Here is a 20128-nt window from a genome sequence, read left to right as displayed (position 1 = left end):
GCTCCCCCTCGCCCTCCAGCCGGTCGATGTCATCATCCGAAAAGCCGAAATGGTGCGCGATCTCATGGATCAGCACGTTGCGGACCAGGCGGAACAAATCCTCGCCGGTCTCCACCCATTCCAGCAGGATCGGCTCGCGATACAGGGTGATGGTGTCCGGGTCGCCGGGGGCGTCGAAGACGCTTTTCTGCGTCATCGGCGTGCCGCGATACAGGCCGGTCAGCGCCCAGGGGCTCTCGAAGCCGAGTTCGGCCGCGGTCTCGTCATCCGCCACCTCCTCGACCACGATGGCGGTGCCGCGCACCAGATCGCGCAGCTCCTTGGGGATGGCGGAAAAGGCCTGCTCGGCCATCTCGACGATGTCTTCCAGCGTCGGGGGGTGGTTGAAGCGGGTCATGGCTCGCTTCCTTCCCGCCGGCGCGCCCGCCGTCAAGTCCGGAGAAGCCCGATGATCCGCCCGCTCGATGCCGCCGCCCGTGCCGAACTGCCGCATATCCTGCCCCAATGGCAGATGGTGGAAGGGCGGGACGCCCTGAGATGCCGCTTCCGCTTCGCCGATTTTTCCGCCGCCTGGGGGTTCATGAGCCGCGTCGCGCTGCTGGCGGAGAAGCACGATCACCACCCCGAATGGTCGAATGTCTGGAACCGCGTGGAGATCCTGCTGACCACGCATGATGCTGGCGGTTTGTCGGAGCGCGACGTCGCCTTGGCGCAGGCTATTGATGCCATCGCGCCGCGGACGCCCCTGTGACGCCTGTGTAAGGAAGCTGGCCAGCGGCCCGGTCTCTCGCTTACCCTTTCGCCACCGCGCCGAAGGCGCCGCAACAAGGGAGAGGTCGGGATGATGAAGCGCAGGACGATTCTGGGAAGCACGCTGGCAGCGCCGATGTTGCTGGCCAGCGGGCGCCACACCTTCGCCCAGGGCTCCGGCCCGATCCGCGTCGCCACCGCCGGGCCGATGACCGGACAATACGCAACCTTCGGCACCCAGATGCGCGCCGGCGCCGAACAGGCGGTGACGGATCTGAATGCGGCGGGCGGCGTGCTCGGCCGGCAGTTGGCGCTCGAGATCGGTGACGATGCCTGCGACCCGCGCCAGGCGGTCTCGGTCGCGAACCAGCTCTCCTCCCGCCGCGTGGCGCTTGTCGCGGGGCATTTCTGCTCCGGCAGCTCGATCCCGGCCAGCAAGGTCTATGCCGAGGAAGGCGTGCTGCAGATCAGCCCGGCCTCGACCAACCCGGCCTTCACCGATAGCGGGGACTGGAACACCTTCCGCGTCTGCGGCCGGGACGACCAGCAGGGCCTGGTGGCCGGGCGCTACATCGCGCAGAACATGCGCGACCGCCGCATCGCCATCCTGCACGACAACACCGCCTATGGCCGGGGCCTGGCGGAGGAGACAAAGAAGTCGCTGAACGCGGCCGGCGTGACGGAGGCGCTGTATTCCGCCTACACGCCCGGTGAGCGTGACTATTCCGCCATCGTCTCCCGCCTCCAGCAGGCGAATATCGGCGTGGTCTATGTCGGCGGCTACCACACCGAATCCGGCCTGATCCTGCGCCAGGCGAAGGAGGTCGGGATGAACCTGACCCTGATCGGCGGCGATGCGTTGGTGACCAACGAATTCTGGCAGATCACCGGCGCGGCCGGTGAGGGCACGCTGATGACCTTCAGCAGCGACCCGCGCAAGCGCCCCACCGCCGCGCAGGTGGTGCAGCGCTTCCAGGCCCGCAGCATCGATCCCGAGGGCTATGTCCTTTACACCTATGCCGCGCTTCAGATCTGGGCCGCGGCGGCGACACGGGCGAACGGCACCGATCCGCGGCGCATCGCGGCGCTGCTGAAATCCGGCGGCCCCTGGGCCAGCGTGCTGGGTGACATCAATTTCGACCAGAAGGGCGATGTCACGGTGCCGGACTACGTCTTCTATGTCTGGCGCAACGGCACCTACGCCGAGATGTGAGGGAGAGGGCGGCTTCGGCCGCCCCTCAGTCCACCCGCATCCCGGTGGCCTGCACCACCTCCCGCCACCTTGCGGAGGCGCGGGCCACCCAGGCTTCCGCCGCGGCGCCATCGCCGGCCTCCGGCGTCACCGCCCAATTCGCCAGCCGGGCCTGCGCGGCCGGGTCGGCGAAGACGGTGGCGACCAGCCGCGCGGCGGCGGTGCGGGCGGCCTCCGGCACATCCTTCGGCGCCATCAGCAGATAGGCGAAGCGGATGTCGAAGCCGGGATGTCCCTGCTCGGCAACCGTCGGCACATCCGGCAGCATCGCCAGACGCTCCGGCCCTGACACCGCGAGCGCCCGCAGGCTGCCATCCTGTACGAACTGCGCGCCGCCCGAGATGGCGATGAAACCGGCCTGCACCCGCCCGGCCAGCAGCTCCGTCACCGCCTGGGCATTGCCGCGGAACGGGATGTGTTCCAGCGCCGTCACCGGCAGGCCGAGCGCATGGCCCAGATGCGCCATCGCCAGATGCCCGGGGGATCCATAGCCAGCGGAGGCATACTGCACGGGCTGGCGCCGCGCCGCGGCCAGGAATTCCGCCAGCGTGGAAATGCCGGCAGAGGGGTGCACCAGCAGCACCACCGGATAGGTGCCGGCCACCGCCACCGGCCGCAGCGAGGCCGGGTCGTAGCCGAGATTGCCGTAGATATGCGGGTTGACCGTGAAGCTGCTGTCGATCGCCAGCAGCAGGGTGCGGCCATCCGGCGCCGCGCGGCTGGTCAGGCCGGCCGCGATATTGCCATTGGCGCCGGGCCGGTTGTCCACCATCGCATTGCCGAGCCCGAGGCGCGGCGCCGCTTCCGCCAGCAGCCGGGCGATGCCGTCCAGCGCCGCGCCGGGTGGGAAGGCGGCGATGATGCGCAGCGTCTCGGATTGCGCCAGCGCCGGCGCTGCGGCCAGGCCGAGCGCGGCGGCCAGGCTCGTGCGGCGGGAAATGGTCATCCGATCCTCCCCAGTTTTCTGCTTGGTGCCTATGCTGATGGCATCGATAGGGGGGAACAAGGCTCATGGCCACGCGCAACGTGCTGTTCATCATGTGCGACCAGCTGCGCTGGGACCATCTGGGCTGCGCCGGCCACCCCTTCCTGAAGACGCCGAACCTGGATGCGCTGGCCGCGCGGGGCGTGCGGTTTTCGCAGGCCTATGTCCAATCCGGCATCTGCGGGCCGTCCCGCATGTCCTACTATACGGGCCGCTACGTCTCCTCCCACGGTGCCACGCATAACCGCGTGCCGCTGTCGGTGGGGGAGGTGACGCTGGGCTGGCACTTGTCCGAATCTGGCCGGACGCTCGCCCTGGCAGGCAAGACGCATGTGCTGCCGGACGCGCATGGCATGAAACGGCTGCAACTGGATGGGCAGCATGATCTGGCCGCGCTGCTGAAGGAGGGCTGGTTCACCCTGGTGGACCGGCATGACGGCCACCACGCGGAACCCGACAGCGCCTATGCCGAATGGCTGCGTGCCCGCGGCTACGACAGCAAGGACCCCTGGACCGACTACGTCATCGCCGTGCAGGACGCCGAGGGCCAGGTCCACAACGGCTGGAAGATGCGCAACGCCCGCCTGCCGGCGCGGGTGGCGGAGGAACACAGCGAAACCGCCTACACCACCGACCAGGGCATCGCCTTCATGGAACAGCAGGGCGAGACGCCCTGGGTGCTGCACCTGTCCTATGTGAAGCCGCACTGGCCCTACATCGCGCCGGCGCCCTACCACGCCATGTATTCGCCCAACCAATGCCTGCCCGTCTCCCGCCATCCGGATGAGCGTGGGCCGGATGCACACCCGCTGCTGCGCGAATGGCAGAATGAGGAGGTTTCGCAGAGCTTCCAGGCGGATGACTGCATCACCACCGTCCGCCCGGCCTATCAGGGGCTGATCACGCAGCTCGACGATCATCTGGGCCGGGTGTGGCAGGCGCTGGAGCGGCTGGGGCGGTGGAAGGACACGCTGGTGGTGTTCTGTTCCGACCATGGCGACTACCTCGGCGACCATTGGCTGGGGGAGAAGGAGCTGTTCCACGACTGCGTGCAGCGCGTGCCGATGCTGGTCTACGACCCCTCGGCGGCGGCGGATGCCACGCGCGGCACCGTCGATGACCGCTTCGTGGAGGCGATCGACCTGGTGCCCACCTTCCTCGATGCCCTGGCGCTGCCCCCGGCGCCGCATCTGCTGGAGGGGCGGTCCCTGCTCGGGCTGACGCGCGGCACGGCGGAGGGCTGGCGCGATGCGGTGGTCTCCGAGCTCGACTGGACCTTTCGCGGCGCACGCCGGCGGCTCGGCCTGCCGACCGGCCAGCACCATGCCTGGATGCTCCGCGACACGCGCTGGAAGTACATCCACTGGACCAGCGGCTACCGCCCGCAGCTATTCGACCTGCAATCCGACCCGGAGGAATTTTTCGATCTTGGCGCCGATCCGGCACATGAGGCGGTGCGGGCGGCGATGCGCGAAAGGCTGCTCACCTGGTTCACCGGCCTGAAGCGCCGCACCACGCTGACCTGGGCGGAGGCGGAGTTGCGGACGGACCGGCACAAGGCCGCGGGTGTCTTCTACGGGGAGTGGTAGGGGCCGCCCTCTCGTCAGCTTGTGGGGAGCGCGTGTTGCGCCGGCCGCCCGCATCGCGTTTGGTGTCCTGACCCGCCATCGAGTTCTGCGCCCGGGGAGGACACAAGATGAGAAAAATCGCAACCGCGCTGCTGGGCGCCATCCTGGCCTTCTCAGCCCATCCGGCCCAGGCCCAGGCCCAGGCCCAGGCCCAGGTGACGCTGGCGATTTCCTGCGGCGCCGTCGGCGTCGAATTCCAGATGTGCCGCGACGGCGCCGAGGCCTGGGCGCGGGAGACCGGCAACCAGGTCACCCTCGTCTCCACCCCGAGCGGCAGCACCGAGCGCTTGGCGCTGTACCAGCAGCTTTTGTCGGCCCGATCCGCCGATATCGATGTGCTGCAGATCGATGTGGTCTGGCCCGGCACCCTGGCGAACCACCTGCTCGACCTTGGCGAACGGGCGGAAACGGACGGCGTGTTTCCCGCCCTGGTCGCCAACAACACGGTGCAGGGCCGGCTGGTGGCGGTGCCGTGGTTCACCAATGGCGGCGTCCTGTACTACCGCCGGGACCTGCTGGAGAAACACAACCGCCCGGTGCCGCAAAGCTGGGCCGACCTCGCCGAGACCGCGCAGATCATCATGCAGGCGGAACGCGATGCCGGGAATTCGCGGATGTGGGGCTACGTCTTCCAGGGCCGCGCCTATGAGGGGCTGACGGTCAATGCGCTGGAATGGGTGGCGAGCCATGGCGGCGGCAGCATCGTCGAGGCCGATGGCAAGGTCAGCATCGACAATCCCCAGGCGGCCACGGCGCTCGCCCAGGCAGCCTCCTGGATCGGTGGCATCGCGCCGACCGGTGTACTGAACTACGCCGAGGAGGAAGCGCGCGGCGCCTTCCAATCCGGCAACGCCGTCTTCATGCGCAACTGGCCCTATGCCTGGCCGCTAGTGAACGCGGAGGACAGCACCGTGCGCGGCCAGGTGGGCGTGGCCGTGCTGCCGCGGGGCGGGGCGGAGGGCCGGCATGTGGCGACGCTGGGCGGAGAACAATTGGCGGTCTCCCGCTATTCCCGCCACCCGGAGCAGGCCATCGCCCTGGTCCGTTATCTGACCAGCCAGGCGGAGCAGAAGCGCCGCGCCATTGCCGGCGGCTTCAACCCGACCTTCGCCGCGCTGTACCAGGATGCCGAGGTGCTCGCCGCCAATCCGTTCTTCGGCGATCTGTACGAGACCTTCGTCAACGCCGTGGCGCGGCCCTCCGGTGTGACCGGCGGGCGCTACAACCAGGTCTCGGCGGAATTCTGGAATGCGGTGCATGAGGTGTTGTCGGGCCAGGTCGAGCCGGCGGCGGCGCTGTCGCGGCTGGACCGCAACCTGCGGCGTATTGGTCGGAACGGGCGTTGGTAGCGTCCCCGCTGGCGCGGCAGAGAAGCCGTACGGCCTGGCTGTTCCTGGCCCCCGTACTGCTGACGCTGGCGGGCATCGCCGGCTGGCCGTTGGCGCGGACCATCTGGTTCTCGCTGACCGATGCGCGGCTGGATTTGCTGGACGATGTCGCCTTCATCGGCCTGGAAAATTATGGCTTCCTGCTCACCGATCCCGACTGGTGGGTCGCGGTGCGGAACACGCTGGTCTTCGCCGGCGTGTCGGTCACGCTGGAGACGCTGCTCGGCATCATCATCGCCCTGGTGCTGAATGCGCGGATGCGCGGCCGCGGCGTGCTGCGCGCGGCCATGCTGATTCCCTGGGCGATCCCCACCGTGGTCTCGGCGCAAATGTGGGGCTGGATGCTGCATGACCAGTATGGCGTCATCAACGAGATGCTGGTCTGGCTCGGGCTGATCGCGGCACCCGTTGCCTGGACGGCGAACCATGCCACCGCACTCGCCGCCGTCATCGCCGTTGATGTGTGGAAGACCACGCCCTTCATGGCGCTGCTGACCCTGGCCGCGCTGCAATTGCTGCCGGAGGAATTGCATGAGGCGGCGGAGATCGACGGCCTCGGCCCGGTCGGGCGCTTCTTCCGCATCACCCTGCCGCTGATCTGGCCGGCGCTGATGGTGGCCATCATCTTCCGCACGCTGGATGCGCTGCGGGTGTTCGACCTGATGTATGTGCTGACCGGCAACAGCCGCGCCACCGCTTCCATGTCCGTCTATGCGCGGCAGCAGCTGGTGGATTTCCAGGATGTCGGCTACGGCTCCGCCGCCGCCTCCGGGCTGTTCCTGGTGATCGCCATCGTCACCGCGCTGTTCATCACCTTCGGCCGCGTGCGGCTGGGGGCGGAGCCGGGACGATGAGGAAGATGCGCTGGAAGCCCGCGCGCCTTCTGGGCCGCGCCGCCTTCTTCCTGCTGGTGTTGGTGATCGTCGCCTACACGGTGTTTCCCTTCTACTGGGCCGTCGTGTCCTCGCTGAAGGGCGGTGCCGCGCTGTTCAGCGTGGAGGCCTGGCCGAGCGCGCCGGAATGGTCGAACTACGCCGCCGTGTTCCAGGAACAGCCCTTCGGCCGGAACATCCTGAACTCCGTCTTCGTCGCCGGGTCCGTGGTGGCGCTGTCGCTGTTCCTCGGCGTCACGGCGGCCTTCGCGCTGGGGCGCGTGCAATTCCGCGGGCGGTCCACGCTGCTGCTGGTGATCCTTGGCGTATCGATGTTCCCGCAGGTGGCGGTGCTGTCCGGTCTGTTCGAGCTGATCCGCGCCCTGGGCCTGTACAACAACCTGTTCGGCCTGACGCTGAGCTACCTGATCTTCACGCTGCCCTTCACCGTCTGGGTGCTGACCACCTACCTGCGCGAACTGCCGGTGGAGTTGGAGGAAGCGGCGGTGATGGATGGCGCCAGCCCCTTCGTGGTGCTGACGCGCATCTTCCTGCCGCTGATGGGCCCGGCCGTGGTGACCACCGGCCTGCTCGCCTTCATCGCCGCCTGGAACGAGTTCCTGTTCGCGCTGACCTTCACTCTGACGGACGACATGCGAACGGTGCCGGTGGCGATTGCGCTGATCAGCGGCTCCAGCAGCTTCGAGCTGCCCTGGGGGCGCATCATGGCCGCCAGCGTCATCGTCACCGTGCCGCTGATCGGGCTGGTGCTGGTGTTTCAGCGCCGCATCGTCTCCGGCCTCACCGCCGGGGCGGTGAAGGGCTGAGTGGAAGCTGCGGCTGGTGAAGCCGGCCTCGCCGCTTATGCGGCGAGCCAGGCGCAGCGCCGGCGCTTGAGGATAATCAGAAAGCGGCCTCGTCATGGCCGACCGGGTGGTAGCCGCGGCCATACCAGATCAGCGCGCGGCCAGGCACGCCCTGCCGGATCGCCTCGATCTCCGCGAAGATCACGCTGTGCGTGCCCTTCTCCACCACATCAGCGATGCGGCAGTCGAAGGACACGGCGGCCGCATCCAGCACCGGGGCGCCGGTGCGCAACGTCGACCATTCGCCGAACTCGAAGCGGCGCTCCCCCTTCAGCCCGCCCATCCCGGCAAAAACATCCGAGATCGCGTGCTGGTCGGCCGAAAGCGCATTCACACACAGCACGCCATTCGCCTTGAACAGCGCATTGCCGGATGAGGATCGGTTGAGGCACACCAGCAATGTCGGCGGGTCGTCCGTCACGCTGCACACCGCGCTCGCCGTGAAGCCGCCGCGGCCGGCCGGCCCGGCGGAGGTCACCACATTCACCGCAGCCCCCAGGCGCGCCATGGCATCGCGGAATTCGTCCCGGCTTACGGTCATGCTGTATCTGTCATCCATCAGGCGCCTATCGTACGGCCAAGATGGGTTGGCGACGCTGGAATGGGAAGCCGCGTTCAGCAGGGCACCAGCCGGATATCCTCCACCCGCGCATCGATGGGGCTGTTCGTGTCGTCCACATCGGTGGAGATCGCCACCTCCTGCAAGGCCGGCACGGTGGCGCCGCCGAAGGCGCTGCGCCAATCGGCGCCAAGATCCACCTTCTCCTCCACCCATCGCCCTTGCGGGCTGCTGGCAGGGCGCTGGATGCGCGTGCGCGATATTGCCGCCGGGCCGTAGGGGCTGGTGAAGAATTGGCCCGCACCCTCACGCCCCGTGCCGCCCCAGACATAGGACAGGGTGCTGCGCGGCAGGCGGTGGTCGCCCGCCACCGCCTGGGCCACCGCCATTTGTGCCCGTGCGCCGAAGCCGGCCTGCGGCCCGTAATCGGCGAACCCCACGGTCAGCGAGATGGCCCGGTCATCGCCGCCCTTGCGGGTCAGGTCGGTGGCGGGCGGCCCGGCATCGACGCGCCAGCGCCAGGCGAGGCAGGAAGCGGCACCCTGCAGGGGCCGGTAGACGAAGCCGGCCTGCCCCTGCCCCTGCACCCGCACCCCGCCGGAGGGCGTGGCGGTGAAGTTGGCCGGCGGAATGCCCTGCCATTCCACCTTGCGCCAGCCCAGCCGCTCCAGATCCGGAGAGGTCCGGCCCGGGGAGATGGCGGCGGTGAGCAGCGGGGTGGCGCAGGCCACGGCCAGCGCGAGGGCAAGTCGCTTCATATTGCCAAAATGTGACTAAGCCGCGCCTTAGGCAAGCAATTCAATCAGGCAGGCGCGCCGCCATCCAATCCTCGCGCCGCAGCTCGTACCAGAGCTGGGTATGCAGCCGGTGGTCCGGTGCCAGGCGGGGGTGGCCGAACTCGCCCTGCCGCTGCATGCCCAGCCGCTCCATCAACCGCCAGGAGGGTTCGTTCGCCGGCGGGGTGAAGGCCACGATGCGCGGCAGGCGCAGCCGTCCAAAGCCATATGCCAGCGCCAGTCGCGCCGCTTCCTCCGCCAGCCCCTGGCGATGGTGGGTGGGGGCGATGCGCCAGCCGATCTCGGTGGCCGGGGTGAAGGGCGCCTGCCAGGGCACATCCAGCAGCCCGACCACGCCGACGCAGCCCGCGCCCGGCAGATCCACCGCGCCGAAGGAGAAGCCGCGATCCTGCTGGTGCGCGATCAGCCGCGCCACCCAGGCATCGCTTTCCGGGCGCGTCATCGGCGCGGGGAAGTGGCGCATGACCGCCGCATCGCCATTCATGGCGAAGACGGCGTCGCGATCCGCCGGCGTCAGCGGGCGAAGGGTGAGGCGGGGGCCTTGCAGGAACATGGCGCCAAGCTAGCGCCGGCATGGCCGCTTTGCCATGCAACCCCTTCGCGCGCGCGGCAACCCAGCGTAGGTAGGGTGTATGAGGACCGTCACATGACCCTTCAAACGCCAAGGGACACCCCCGACAGCCTGGCCGCCACCGTGCCGGATGGCGCGCTGCTGGCCCTTCCCCCCGACAATTCGCTGCCCTCCGTGGCGCTCGCCCGCGCCCTGGTGCGACGCGGTGCGAAGCGGCTGCGGCTGCTCGGCGTGCCGGTTTCCGGCTTCGCGACCGATCTGCTGATCGGCGCCGGCTGCGTGGCGGAGGTGGAGACCAGCGCCGTCTCGCTCGGCGAGGCCGGCTTCGCACCGCGCTTTTCCGCCGCGTTGAAGGCGGGCACCATCAAGGTGCGGGACGCCACCTGCCCGGCGATCCATTCCATGCTGCAGGCGACCGAGAAGGGCATTCCCTTCATGGCGCTGCGCGGGTTGATCGGCAGCGACATCCTGGCCAACCGCCCCGACTGGAAGGTGGTGCCGAACCCGATGGGCGACGGCGTGTCCGACCCCATCGTGCTGCTGCCGGCCTTGTCGCCCGATGTGGCGCTGATCCATGGCGTGATGGCGGATGAGGCCGGCAATGTCTGGGTCGGCCGCCGCCGCGAATGCGCCACCCTGGCCCATGCCAGCAAGCGCGTGCTGGCGACGGTGGAGCGGCTGGTGAAGGGCGACATGCTGGAGGATGAGCGCCTCGCACCCGGCCTCATCAGCGGCACCTATATCGAGGCAGTGGCGGTCGCCGAGCGCGGCGCCTGGCCGGTGGCGCTGCTGGATGAGTACGCCTTCGATGCCGTGCATGTGGCGGAATACGCAAGGCTGGCGAAGACCGAGGCGGGGTTTGCCGAGTATCTGGACCGCTACGTCCTCAACACCCGGGCGCAGGCGGCCGAATGAGACCCATGAAGCAAACTCATGACCTGCGCCCGGCAGGCTTTGCCGGCCGAGCGGCCGCTTGGCCGCCGCGCCCAGTGGCGCGTAGCCATTCGGGGCGCTGCTCCGAAGCCGGAGGCCGCGCCCGGCGACTGAGGGCCAGATCCATATGAGCATCAAGCTTGAAGAGCGCCTCGCCGCCACGCTGGCGCGGCTGATCCTGGACCCGGCGGCACCGCCGGCGCGCCACATCGCGGTGGGCGCGGCCAGCCCGATTCCGGCGGCGGCCTGCTGGCTTGTGAAGAAGCAGGGCCATCCGGTGCGACTGTCCCTGCTGCACAAGCGCAGCGGCAACCCGTTCAGCGAAGGGTCGCGGGAGCTGTTCGACCTGACGGGGCAGGGGCGGATCGACCTGTTCTTTCTCGGCGGCGGGCAGATCGATGGCCAGGCCAACCTCAACCTGGTCGGCACCGGCGAATGGCCCGGGACGGGCGTGCGCTTCCCTGGCAGCTTCGGTTCCGCCTTCATGTATTTCATGACGCCTCGCACCATCCTGTTCCGGGAGGAACACTCGCCCCGCGTGCTGGTGCCGAAGGTGGACAACATCTCTGCCCCCGGCGTCTCCGAGCCCGGCGTCTTCCGCCGCGGCACGGCGCAGGCGCTGGTCACCGGCAAATGCGTTTTTTCGTTTCATCCGGACCGGGCGCGCTTTTCGCTCGCCAGCATCCATCCCGGCGAGACCATCGAATCCATCCGCGCCGCCACCGGCTTCGACTTCGATGCGGCGGATGACGTGCCGCAGACGCCCGACCCGACCGAGGCCGAACTGGCCCTGCTGCGCGGCCCGATCTGCGACGAGATGCTGGAAACCTATCCGGAGTTCTGTGCCCGCGTGTTTGACAGGCCGTCCGATGGCCGGAGGCCCGAAGGGGCCGGAGGGCTGAATCGGCCGGCTTCTACCAAGGATTTTGCGGCATGACCGATGCGCTTCCCATGACCGAGGGCAAGGGCCTCGCCCTGTCTCCCGGCGCCCTCGCCGGCCTCAAGGTCATCGACCTCACCCGCGTCCTCGGCGGCCCCTATTGCACCATGATCCTGTCGGATCACGGGGCGGAGGTGGTGAAGATCGAGCCGCCGCAGGGCGATGAGGTGCGCGACTGGGGCCCGCCCTTCCTGGAAGGCGACGCCAGCTACTTCCTCGGCGTGAACCGCAACAAGCGCTCCATCGCGCTGGATCTCGGCAAGCCGGAGGGGCGGGAGGTGCTGATGCGCCTGCTCGACGGCGCCGATGTGCTGATCGAGAACTACAAGCCCGGCGCCATGGAGAAATGGGGCATGGGCTATGCCGATGTCCTGTCCAAGCGTTTTCCGAAGCTGGTGCATTGCCGGGTCTCTGGCTTCGGCCCTGATGGGCCGCTCGGCGCCCTGCCGGGCTATGATGCGGTGATCCAGGCCATGGTCGGCCTGATGTCCATCAACGGCAATTCGGAGACCGGCCCGCTGCGGATGGGCACGCCGATCGTGGACCTGGCCACCGGCCTGTATTCCGCCATCGCCATCCTGATGGCGCTGCAGGAACGCAACCGCAGCGGCCAGGGTCAGTTCCTGGACATGTCGCTGCATGATTGCGGCATGGCCCTGCTGCACCCCCAGGCGGCCAATTACTTCCTGAACGACAAGCGCCCGAAGGCCACGGGCAATCCGCACCCGAACATCTCGCCCTATTCCAAGTATCGCACCAAGACCTGCGAGATCTTCCTGGCCGTCGGTAACGACCCCACCTTCCGCAAGGTCTGCAAGTTCCTGTCGCTGGACGGCCTGCCCGACGATCCGCGCTTCAAGACCAATGGCGATCGTCTCACCCACCGCGACATGCTGACCGAAATACTCGAAGCGCGGCTGGCGGCGGAGGATGGGCACGACCTCTGTGAACGTCTGCTGAAGGCCGGCATACCTGCCGGACCCGTGATGCATGTGGACGAGGCGATGAATGCGCCCCATACCGCACATCGCCAGATGGTCACGGAGCTTGGCAGCTACCGGGGCCTCGGCACGCCGATCAAGATGAGCCGGACGCCGGGCGGCACACGCGCCGCCCCGCCCCGCTTCAATGAGCACGGTGACGACATCCTCGCCCGCCACGGTTTCACGGCGGAGGAGGTTGCTGAGTTGAAAACGAAGGGGATTGTGGTGGCGGCACGCCGGACATGAGCATGAGCAAGGACCCCCCGCGCAGCCTCCGCGCCATCGAACAACCGGCCGAGATCGAGAGGCTGTTGGCCCTCTGGTTGGCCGCCTTCGATGAGAAATCCATCCCCGCCCGCGCCAAGCCCCGGCTGCGCCCACCGGCCACCGGCCGCAAGGCCGGCTGCACGCTGTGGCAGGCCAAGGTCTCGGGCCTCGACATGAACATCTGCCTGGAGGAAGTGACCTCCGACCGCTGGCGGCTGGACCATGGCAACCAGGGCGCGCTGGCCATGATGGACGGCAGCCCCGTGCTGCTGCGGCAATGGTATGTGAAGCGCGCGCCGTCCGATGCCTCGCTGACCGCGGTGGAGATCGCGCAGGTGACGGAGGAGGCGCCCTTCTACGTCACCCCCGGCGTGCATCGCGGCGCACCCTCGGAACGCCGCCTGTACCAGTTCGTGGCGGACCTGAGCGCGACGCCGGAAGTGATCCGGCAGCAGACCGCGGAGGCCGTGGCCCGGCAAACCGCGGCGACCGAAAAGTTCGGCTTCAGCTGAGGCCGAACGCTCCCACGGTTCCGCCGCGGGGGTGATCGAGGCGCGGGCACGGGTCAGGCCCGCGCAACGACCGGATGGTGCCACACCACCCTCCGGCCCTATCCAGCGCCCATGCCCAACCCAATGACCCCCCGGCTCTGGACGCTGCTGCTGGCGCTGTCCGTCATCTGGGGCGGGTCCTTCTTCTTCATGGCGGTGGCGCTGCGGGGGTTTCCGCCCTTCACCATCGTGCTGGTACGCGTGGCCCTGGCCGCTGTGGCGCTGGCGCTGGCCTGCCGCGTGCTCGGGCTGCGCCTGCCGCGGGGGCGGGAGGCCTGGCTGGCCTGCGCCGGCATGGGGCTGCTGAACAACGCCATTCCCTTCACGCTGATCGTGGTGGGCCAGCAATTCATCCCCTCCAGCCTCGCCGCCGTGGTGAATGCGGCCACGCCGGTCTTCGCCGTGCTCGCCGCGCATTGGCTGACGGTGGATGAGCGGCTGACGCCGAACCGCCTGGCCGGCACGCTGCTCGGCCTGGTGGGGGTTGCAATCCTGGCCGGCCCCGCCGCCTTCGGCCTGGGTGCGGCGACGGAGGCGCTGGGCATCGCGCTGTGCCTTGGCGCCTGCCTGTCCTATGGCCTGTCGGGCGTCTGGTCGCGGCGGCTGAAGCGGGCCGGGCTGGCGCCGCTGCCGGCCGCCACCGGGCAATGCCTGACCTCCACCCTGATGATGCTGCCGCTGGTGCTGGCCTTCGACCGCCCCTGGGCGCTGCCTGCGCCGGGCGCCGATGCGGTGGCCGCGCTGCTGGCGCTGGGCCTGCTGGCCACCGCGCTGGCCTATGCGCTGTACTTTGCCATCCTGCACGGCGCGGGGGCCACCAACACCATGCTGGTGACGCTGCTGGTGCCCGTCACCGCCCTGCTGCTCGGCGCGCTCGCCCTGGATGAGGTGCTGGCGCCGCGGCATCTAGGCGGCATGGCGGTGATCGCGCTCGGGCTGCTGGTGATCGATGGGCGGTGGCTCAGGGCCAGGTGAAGCCGCGGATCAGTGCTTCCTGCGCCGGCGTTTCCGCCGCATGCGGCAGGTAATGCGCGCGCACATAAGCCAGCGGGTCGCCCGGCACGCCGGCCGCGCGGACCAGACAGGCCATGAACAGCCCGGTGCGGCCGACGCCGGCGCGGCAGCCGATATGCACCGGCCGCTCCGGCTCCGTCTGCAATTGCCGCAACACGACTTCCACCGCCCGGCGCAGCGCGGCCGGGTCCGGCACGCCGAAATCGGCGGTGGGAACCTTCACATCGGCCTGCGAAGCCTTCTCGGCCCCCATCTCCAGGCAGACACCGAAGGCGTCGTCGGGAAGCGAATCGAAGGGGCCGCCGGTGATGGTCACCGCCCGCCCGTCCACGCTCAGGGGCAGGGTGCCGCGGATGGTCATTTGCCTATCGCTCCACCTTCACGCCCTGCCAGAAGGCGATGTGGTCCTTGATGTTGGCCGCTGCGGTCTTGGGCGAAGGGTAGTACCAGGCGGCGGCGGCGTTCACCTGCCCGTCCACCACCACGTCATGATACTGCGCGGTGCCCTTCCAGGGGCAATTGGTGGTGCGGCTGGAGGGCCGCAGCAATTCCGCCCGCACGGTTTCGGGCGGGAAATAGACATTGCCCTCGACCAGTTCAAACCGGTCGCTCTCCGCGATCACCGCGCCATTCCAGACTGCCCGTGCCATCCGCCCATCCTCCGCCTTGTCCCTGGCAGATGACCCGGCGCCGGCTGGCGTCAAGCCGGTCCGGCGGGCGTGGCCTCCGGCTCGTTCATCGCCTCGGCCTCCCGCTTCAGCATCAGGTAGGACCGCACCGAGAAGGGCAGCATGCCGAGATAGATCAACCCGCCCGCCGCCAGCGCCGCCCAGGGTTCGGCGACCAGCAGCGCCACATACAGCCCGGCGCCGAGCAGCATCGGCAGCACCGCGGCGCGCGGGATGCGGAAATTCTTGAAGGACCACGTCGGCACCGTGCTCACCATCAGCCCGCCGACCACCACCAGCACGGTGCCGACCAGCAGCGGATGGCGGATGGCATCCCCGGTGCCGACCCAGCCCCAGCCGGAAAAGGCCAGCGCACCGAACAGCGGGAACAGCGCGCAGCCCGCCCCGGCCGGTGCCGGCACGCCGGTGAAGAAGCTGTGCGCATAGGCCGGCTTCGGCGCCGGCCCGATATCGAGCGAGGCGTTGAACCGCGCGAGCCGCAGGGCGGAGCACACGGCGAACAGCAGGCAGGGCACGAAGCCGAGCGGGCCGATCGCCTTCATCGACCACAGATACAGCACCATGGCCGGCGCCACGCCGAAGGACAGGAAATCCGCCAGGCTGTCGAATTCCGCGCCAAATCGCGATGTCGCGTTCAGCAGCCGGGCCAGCCGCCCATCCAGCCCATCGATCACCGCGGCCACGACGATCAGCGCGGCGGCCAGGGCGAAACGGTCCTCGATCGCGGCGCGAATCGCCACCAGCCCGGCACAGAGGCCGAGCATGGTCAGGATGTTCGGGATCAGCCGGTTGAAGGACAGCCCCTCAAAGCGCGGCCGCTTGCGCTGGCGCAGGCGGCGCAGCGGCACCAGGCGCGGTGGCGCTACCTCCGGATCCTCATTCATGCCGAAGCGGCCACCGGCAGCAGCTCCGCCACCACCGTCTCGCCGCCGATCATCAGCTGGCCGACCGAGGCCAGCGGGCGGGCGCCCTCGGGCAGGTACACATCGGTGCGGCTGCCGAAGCGGATGATGCCGAAGCGGTCGCCCGCCTGCACCTGGTCGCCTTCCCGCACATGGCACAGGATGCGTCGGGCAATCAGGCCCGCGATCTGCACCACCGCGATATCCCGGCCATCCGTCATGCGGATCGCCAGGGCGTTGCGTTCATTGTCCACGCTGGCCTTGTCCAGGCTGGCATTCAGGAAGGCCCCGCTGCGGTAGGAGATGCGCGTGACAACGCCATCAACCGGCATGCGGTTCACGTGCACGTCCAGCACGGACAGGAAGATGCAGATGCGGTAGCGCGGCGCATCCCCCAGGCCGAGCTCGACCGGCGGCACCGCCGGCCCGGCCATCACCACCCGGCCATCCGCCGGCGCCAGCACCACATTGCCGCGGGGCGGCGGCACCCGTTCCGGGTCGCGGAAGAAGTACAGGCAGAACAGGGTGAAGATCACCCCGGGCCAGAACAGCCAGCTGCCGAGCAGCAGGCCGCCCACCACGGCTACGGCGGCGCCGCCGATGATGAAGGGGCGCCCGGCCGGATGCGGCTTGGCGACGACAAGGCGGATGCTGGAGATCAGGCTCATCTGGCGCTTATGGTATGTTCATCCTTCGCGGACAACATGCATCCATGCAGCAGCTCCCGCACGGACCTTTCCTGGTCAGCAATGACGGTTCCCTGAGGCCCGTGCGCGACGCCGCGATGCGCTTCGCCTGGCGCGGCCGAGGATGTGTCGCCACCCTCTCCGATGGCCAGATCAACCTGGCCGCGCAGGCCGGGGCGGTGCCCTATACGGCGGAACAGCCGATGGCGCGGCCGGGGGCCTTCGCGGCGCTGGGCGCCATGCCCGGCGACCTGCCGGATGGCTGGCGGCTGCGGCTGATGCCCGACCACCGCGTGCGGCTGGAGGTGGATGTCGATCTGCAGGGCGATACCACCGCCATCGCCCTGATCAGCGCCATGGTGCGCTTTGCCCTGGCGCTCGACCCCTATCTGGACCGGTTGGAATCGGCCGGTCTGGCCTCGCCCATGGCGGCGGAGGGGATGGTGAAGACCTGACCGGGGAAGATCAGGTTCGGGTTGCGGATCTGGTCCCGGTTGGCCTGGAAGATGACCGTGTACTGAATGCCGCGGCCATAGGCGCCGCGCGCCAGGCGCCACAGATTATTGCCCGGCTGCACCACCACCCGACCTTCGGCCACGCTATCGGCCGGAAGCTGGTCACGCTGGAAGGGCAGCTCGATTCGCGCGGCGACCGCGCCATTGGCGGCAAGCTGGTCCACCCGCAGACGGTGGCGGCCGATCGTCACCTCGTATTGCGGCGCCACGGTCCAGCGCCCCTCGGCATCGGCCTCCGCGTCGCCGGCATGGCGGTCATCGACATAGATGCGGATCGAGGCACCCGGCACGGCGGTGCCGGCAAAGCGGATGCTGCCGGAATCGTCGTAGTCCACGACTTCCAGACCCAACGCATGGGTGGCAGCGCCGCCCTGAAGCACGCGCGCCGGCGAAGCATCGACCGGCGGAACCAGGACGACCAGGGCCGAGGGCGGGGCGGCGGGCGCGGCTTCCACCGGCTCGGTGCGGGGTGTTTCGGCGCCTGCGGCCCGGGCGGCCTCGGCGCGAGCTGCCTGGACCTGGGCCAGTGCGGTCCGGGCCAGCGCATCCTGGGCCGCGGCTTCCCGGCGGGCGACTTCCGCCTGGTCCGCCGCCGCCGCGGCGCGCGCGGCTTCCTGCGCCGCCAGCAAGGCCACATCCTGTCGGCGCCGCGCCTCGGCCACGGATTGGGCCTCGGCGCGCCGTGCCGCTTCGGTGCGGGCCGCGGCTTCCCGCGCTTCGGCCGCATCCCGATCGGCGGCGGCCTCCAGGCGAGCCTCCGTCTGGGCCTCCGCTTGGGCCTGCACCTGGGCCTCCGCTTGGGCGAGGGCCCAGGTGCAGGCCGCGGCGGTCTTTACGGCGCGCGCCTGGCGCTCGGTGGCCGCGGCGGCTTCTCGCGCTTCGGCCGCGTCCCGATCGGCGGCGGCGATCCGTGCGGCGTGTGCCTCACGCTCGGCGACCGCGGCGGCTTCCGCCTGAGCCTCGGCCGCGACCTGGGCCTCGGCGGCCTGGCTGAGGGCGCGTTCGGCTGCGGCCAACTGCGCCGCGCGTTCCTGGCGCTCCGTTTCCGCCTGGATGGCGAGTTGGGCGGTCAACTGTGCCTCGGCCTCGGTGCGCGCCGCGGCGGCGTGGCGCTCGGCCTCCAGCGAAGCGAGCCGCCGAGATTCCTGCTCTGCGCGGGCAATGGCTTCCGCCTGCGCCGCCGCGCGCGCCGCGGCATCCCGCGCCGCCGCCTCGGCCAGCGCCGTCGCTGGATCGGGCACCACGACGAGCACCACATCCGGCCCGGCGATCTCCGCCCCGCCGATTCGGGCGCGGAGCGAAAACTGGTACGGGCCCGGGCGCAGCGGATCGGGTGGCAGGATCACCCACTCACCCCGGGCATCGGCGCGGGCGCGGCCGACCTCCCGGCCATCCTCCAGCAGGATCACCTCCGCCCCGGCCGCGGCGCGGCCGGCCACGACCACGCCGCCCCTTGCCCCGACACGCACCACGTCGAAGCGCGGCGGTTCCGGCGCTGTCGCGACGATCGGGGCTGATGCTGCGGGGGCTGGCGCGACAGAGGCTGGGGCGACAGGCGCTGGCGCGGCCTGGACTGCGGCGGGGGCCGCGGGGGCTGGCCGGGCGGGTGACGTGATCACAGGCGCCGGCTGTGTGGGCGATACGGGAACCGGCCGCGGGGCGGCAGGCTGCGCGGTCACTGCCGGTACTGCCGCCGTCTGCACCGGTGCGGGCCGCGGTTCCGCGGTGCCGGCCGGACGCGGCGAAGCATCCCCGCTCGGTCCGCTTGTCACGAACCGGCTGGCAAGAAATGTGGCGAGGCCCGCACAGACCACGACCACGATCAGAAGGGCGCGCCCGCTCGTCGTCATGGTGATGTAACTAGTCCGTGAGACCCTGTCTGCACAAGCGGTTGCGCCCCTTGCATCTGCCGGCGACTCGCCCGAAGCCGTCGCCTGCGGCGGCTCAGTTCACCGTGGCGCCGGAGGCTGCGGCCACGCGGCCCCATTTCACCCGCTCCGTCACCAGGAAACGACCGAAATCGGCCCCGAGCCGTGCTCCTGGCTGCGCGCCGCCCTGCGCGAAGCGTGCCCGCAGCGTCGGATCGGCCAGGGCGGCGCCACAGGCCTCCCGCAGCCGGGACAGGGCCGCATCCGGCGTGGCGGCGGGGGCGACCAGGCCGAACCAGGCTTCCGCCTCGAAGCCCGGCACGCCCGATTCGGCGATGGTGGGCAGCTCGGGCAGCGCCTCCGCCCGCGTTGCGCCGGCCACCGCCAGGCCGCGCACCTGGCCACCGCGCACCTGCGGCAGGGCTGCGGGCATATTGTCGAACATCATCTGGATCTGGCCGCCGACCAGGTCCGTCATCGCCGGCGCGGCGCCACGATAGGGTACATGGATGATGTCGATCCCCGCCTGCGCCTTCAGCAGCTCCCCCGCCAGGTGGTTGGTGCTGCCATTGCCGGAGGAGCCGAAGGCCAGCTTGCCCGGCTCCCGCTTCGCCATCGCCACCAGCTCCGCCACCGATTGCACAGCCAGGTCCTTGGTCACCATCAGCACGATCGGCACCGTGGCCACCAGCGCCACCGGGGCGAAGTCGCGCTGCGGGTTGAAGGGGATGGCGCGGAACAGATGCTCGTTGATGGCCAGCGGGCCGGGGGCTGCCAGCAGCAGCGTCAGGCCATCCGGCGCGGCCTTCGCCACGCTGTCGGCGCCGACATTGCCGCCCGCGCCGGCGCGGTTTTCCACCAGCACCGGCTGTCCCAGAATCTCGCGCAGCGCCTCCGCCAATTGGCGGGCGATGATGTCGTTCGACCCGCCGGGCGGGAAGGGCACGATGATGCGAACCGGCCTGTCAGGCCAGGTTTGGGCAGTAGCCGGGCGCAGAAGGGCGGGGGCCGAGAGGGTCAGGGCGGCGGCCATCAGGCCACGGCGGCGCAGTTGCATGCGGAGGTCTCCCCATCCGGCGGCTCGGAGATGGCCGCCTCTGCCCCCTGCCTAT

General features: G+C 69.8%; 23 protein-coding genes. 12 read left to right on the top strand and 11 right to left on the bottom strand.

The window, feature by feature from the left end:
* Window positions 1-397 (bottom strand): metallopeptidase family protein (locus tag ACFHNC_RS20110; protein WP_437171030.1); only part of this gene is annotated, 397 nt, incomplete at its 3' end.
* Window positions 398-448: 51 nt separating this feature from the next.
* On the opposite strand from ACFHNC_RS20110, the gene ACFHNC_RS20105 reads away from it, so the two are divergent.
* Together ACFHNC_RS20105 and ACFHNC_RS20100 are read left to right on the top strand one after the other, a co-directional pair.
* Complete coding sequence (locus tag ACFHNC_RS20105; protein ID WP_437171029.1) at window positions 449-751, top strand: 4a-hydroxytetrahydrobiopterin dehydratase; 303 nt, start codon at window positions 449-451, stop codon at window positions 749-751.
* 90 nt (window positions 752-841) lie between these two features.
* Entirely contained in the window at window positions 842-1963 is a 1122-nt protein-coding gene (locus tag ACFHNC_RS20100) for a branched-chain amino acid ABC transporter substrate-binding protein (RefSeq protein WP_437171028.1), read from the top strand.
* A 25-nt stretch (window positions 1964-1988) separates the two neighbouring features.
* Here ACFHNC_RS20100 and ACFHNC_RS20095 read toward each other — a convergent pair whose 3' ends face one another.
* On the bottom strand, window positions 1989-2948 hold the full coding sequence (locus ACFHNC_RS20095; RefSeq protein ID WP_437171027.1) for a Bug family tripartite tricarboxylate transporter substrate binding protein: 960 nt from the start codon (window positions 2946-2948) through the stop codon (window positions 1989-1991).
* A gap of 65 nt (window positions 2949-3013) precedes the next feature.
* On the opposite strand from ACFHNC_RS20095, the gene ACFHNC_RS20090 reads away from it, so the two are divergent.
* From ACFHNC_RS20090 to ACFHNC_RS20075, 4 genes are all read left to right on the top strand, one after another.
* On the top strand, window positions 3014-4576 hold the full coding sequence (locus ACFHNC_RS20090) for a sulfatase-like hydrolase/transferase (protein ID WP_437171026.1): 1563 nt from the start codon (window positions 3014-3016) through the stop codon (window positions 4574-4576).
* A gap of 107 nt (window positions 4577-4683) precedes the next feature.
* Entirely contained in the window at window positions 4684-5964 is a 1281-nt protein-coding gene (locus ACFHNC_RS20085) for an ABC transporter substrate-binding protein (RefSeq protein ID WP_437171025.1), read from the top strand.
* Window positions 5958-6857 carry a carbohydrate ABC transporter permease gene (locus ACFHNC_RS20080; RefSeq protein ID WP_437171024.1) on the top strand — a complete coding sequence of 300 codons (900 nt, stop codon included), beginning with the start codon at window positions 5958-5960 and terminating at the stop codon, window positions 6855-6857. The genes ACFHNC_RS20085 and ACFHNC_RS20080 overlap by 7 nt, the downstream gene beginning before the upstream one ends.
* Complete coding sequence (locus ACFHNC_RS20075; RefSeq protein ID WP_437171023.1) at window positions 6854-7702, top strand: carbohydrate ABC transporter permease; 849 nt, start codon at window positions 6854-6856, stop codon at window positions 7700-7702. The genes ACFHNC_RS20080 and ACFHNC_RS20075 overlap by 4 nt, the downstream gene beginning before the upstream one ends.
* Before the next feature lie 76 nt (window positions 7703-7778).
* Here the strand turns inward: ACFHNC_RS20075 and ACFHNC_RS20070 are convergent, their stop codons facing one another.
* The 3 genes from ACFHNC_RS20070 to ACFHNC_RS20060 all read right to left on the bottom strand — a co-directional run bounded on the left by ACFHNC_RS20070 (window position 7779) and on the right by ACFHNC_RS20060 (window position 9650).
* Window positions 7779-8282, bottom strand: a complete 504-nt coding sequence (locus ACFHNC_RS20070; protein WP_437171022.1) for a flavin reductase — start codon at window positions 8280-8282, stop codon at window positions 7779-7781.
* Window positions 8283-8356: 74 nt separating this feature from the next.
* Window positions 8357-9058 (bottom strand): DUF3047 domain-containing protein, encoded by a 702-nt coding sequence (locus ACFHNC_RS20065; RefSeq protein WP_437171021.1) that lies wholly within the window; start codon window positions 9056-9058, stop codon window positions 8357-8359.
* 40 nt (window positions 9059-9098) lie between these two features.
* Window positions 9099-9650, bottom strand: a complete 552-nt coding sequence (locus tag ACFHNC_RS20060; protein ID WP_437171020.1) for a GNAT family N-acetyltransferase — start codon at window positions 9648-9650, stop codon at window positions 9099-9101.
* A gap of 93 nt (window positions 9651-9743) precedes the next feature.
* Here ACFHNC_RS20060 and ACFHNC_RS20055 point away from each other — a divergent pair, with 93 nt between their 5' ends.
* From ACFHNC_RS20055 to ACFHNC_RS20035, 5 genes are all read left to right on the top strand, one after another.
* Window positions 9744-10583: a CoA transferase subunit A gene (locus ACFHNC_RS20055; RefSeq protein WP_437171019.1), complete on the top strand. Its 840-nt coding sequence runs from the start codon at window positions 9744-9746 to the stop codon at window positions 10581-10583.
* Between the two features lie 145 nt (window positions 10584-10728).
* A complete protein-coding gene (locus ACFHNC_RS20050; protein WP_437171018.1) occupies window positions 10729-11538 on the top strand; it encodes a CoA-transferase in 810 nt (269 codons plus the stop codon).
* Window positions 11535-12770: a CaiB/BaiF CoA transferase family protein gene (locus ACFHNC_RS20045; RefSeq protein WP_437171017.1), complete on the top strand. Its 1236-nt coding sequence runs from the start codon at window positions 11535-11537 to the stop codon at window positions 12768-12770. Before ACFHNC_RS20050 ends, ACFHNC_RS20045 begins: the two co-directional genes overlap by 4 nt.
* A gap of 2 nt (window positions 12771-12772) precedes the next feature.
* Window positions 12773-13303, top strand: coding sequence for a hypothetical protein (locus ACFHNC_RS20040; RefSeq protein WP_437171016.1), 531 nt, complete (start codon window positions 12773-12775; stop codon window positions 13301-13303).
* A gap of 123 nt (window positions 13304-13426) precedes the next feature.
* Window positions 13427-14317, top strand: coding sequence for a DMT family transporter (locus ACFHNC_RS20035; RefSeq protein ID WP_437171015.1), 891 nt, complete (start codon window positions 13427-13429; stop codon window positions 14315-14317).
* On the opposite strand, the gene ACFHNC_RS20030 is transcribed toward ACFHNC_RS20035, so the two are convergent.
* The 4 genes from ACFHNC_RS20030 to ACFHNC_RS20015 are packed head-to-tail and all read right to left on the bottom strand — an operon-like array spanning window position 14304 to window position 16615.
* Window positions 14304-14717, bottom strand: coding sequence for a protein-tyrosine phosphatase family protein (locus ACFHNC_RS20030; RefSeq protein ID WP_437171014.1), 414 nt, complete (start codon window positions 14715-14717; stop codon window positions 14304-14306). The two genes, ACFHNC_RS20035 and ACFHNC_RS20030, sit on opposite strands and share 14 nt — an antisense overlap.
* Window positions 14718-14721: 4 nt before the next feature.
* A complete protein-coding gene (locus tag ACFHNC_RS20025; RefSeq protein ID WP_437171013.1) occupies window positions 14722-15006 on the bottom strand; it encodes a DUF427 domain-containing protein in 285 nt (94 codons plus the stop codon).
* Between the two features lie 50 nt (window positions 15007-15056).
* A complete protein-coding gene (locus ACFHNC_RS20020; protein ID WP_437171012.1) occupies window positions 15057-15929 on the bottom strand; it encodes a CDP-alcohol phosphatidyltransferase family protein in 873 nt (290 codons plus the stop codon).
* Window positions 15926-16615, bottom strand: coding sequence for a phosphatidylserine decarboxylase (locus tag ACFHNC_RS20015; RefSeq protein ID WP_437171011.1), 690 nt, complete (start codon window positions 16613-16615; stop codon window positions 15926-15928). The genes ACFHNC_RS20020 and ACFHNC_RS20015 overlap by 4 nt, the downstream gene beginning before the upstream one ends.
* A 44-nt stretch (window positions 16616-16659) precedes the next feature.
* Between ACFHNC_RS20015 and ACFHNC_RS20010 the strand changes: the two genes are divergently transcribed.
* Window positions 16660-17088: a hypothetical protein gene (locus ACFHNC_RS20010; protein ID WP_437171010.1), complete on the top strand. Its 429-nt coding sequence runs from the start codon at window positions 16660-16662 to the stop codon at window positions 17086-17088.
* On the opposite strand, the gene ACFHNC_RS20005 is transcribed toward ACFHNC_RS20010, so the two are convergent.
* Together ACFHNC_RS20005 and ACFHNC_RS20000 are read right to left on the bottom strand one after the other, a co-directional pair.
* Window positions 17019-18593, bottom strand: a complete 1575-nt coding sequence (locus ACFHNC_RS20005) for a LysM peptidoglycan-binding domain-containing protein (protein ID WP_437171009.1) — start codon at window positions 18591-18593, stop codon at window positions 17019-17021. The two genes, ACFHNC_RS20010 and ACFHNC_RS20005, sit on opposite strands and share 70 nt — an antisense overlap.
* A 499-nt stretch (window positions 18594-19092) precedes the next feature.
* On the bottom strand, window positions 19093-20073 hold the full coding sequence (locus ACFHNC_RS20000; protein WP_437171008.1) for a Bug family tripartite tricarboxylate transporter substrate binding protein: 981 nt from the start codon (window positions 20071-20073) through the stop codon (window positions 19093-19095).
* Between the last annotated feature and the right edge of the window lie 55 nt (window positions 20074-20128).

The organism is Falsiroseomonas sp. E2-1-a4 (assembly GCF_051433165.1).
GTDB lineage: Bacteria > Pseudomonadota > Alphaproteobacteria > Acetobacterales > Acetobacteraceae > Falsiroseomonas.
This window is presented reverse-complemented; position numbering and strand designations above follow the sequence as displayed.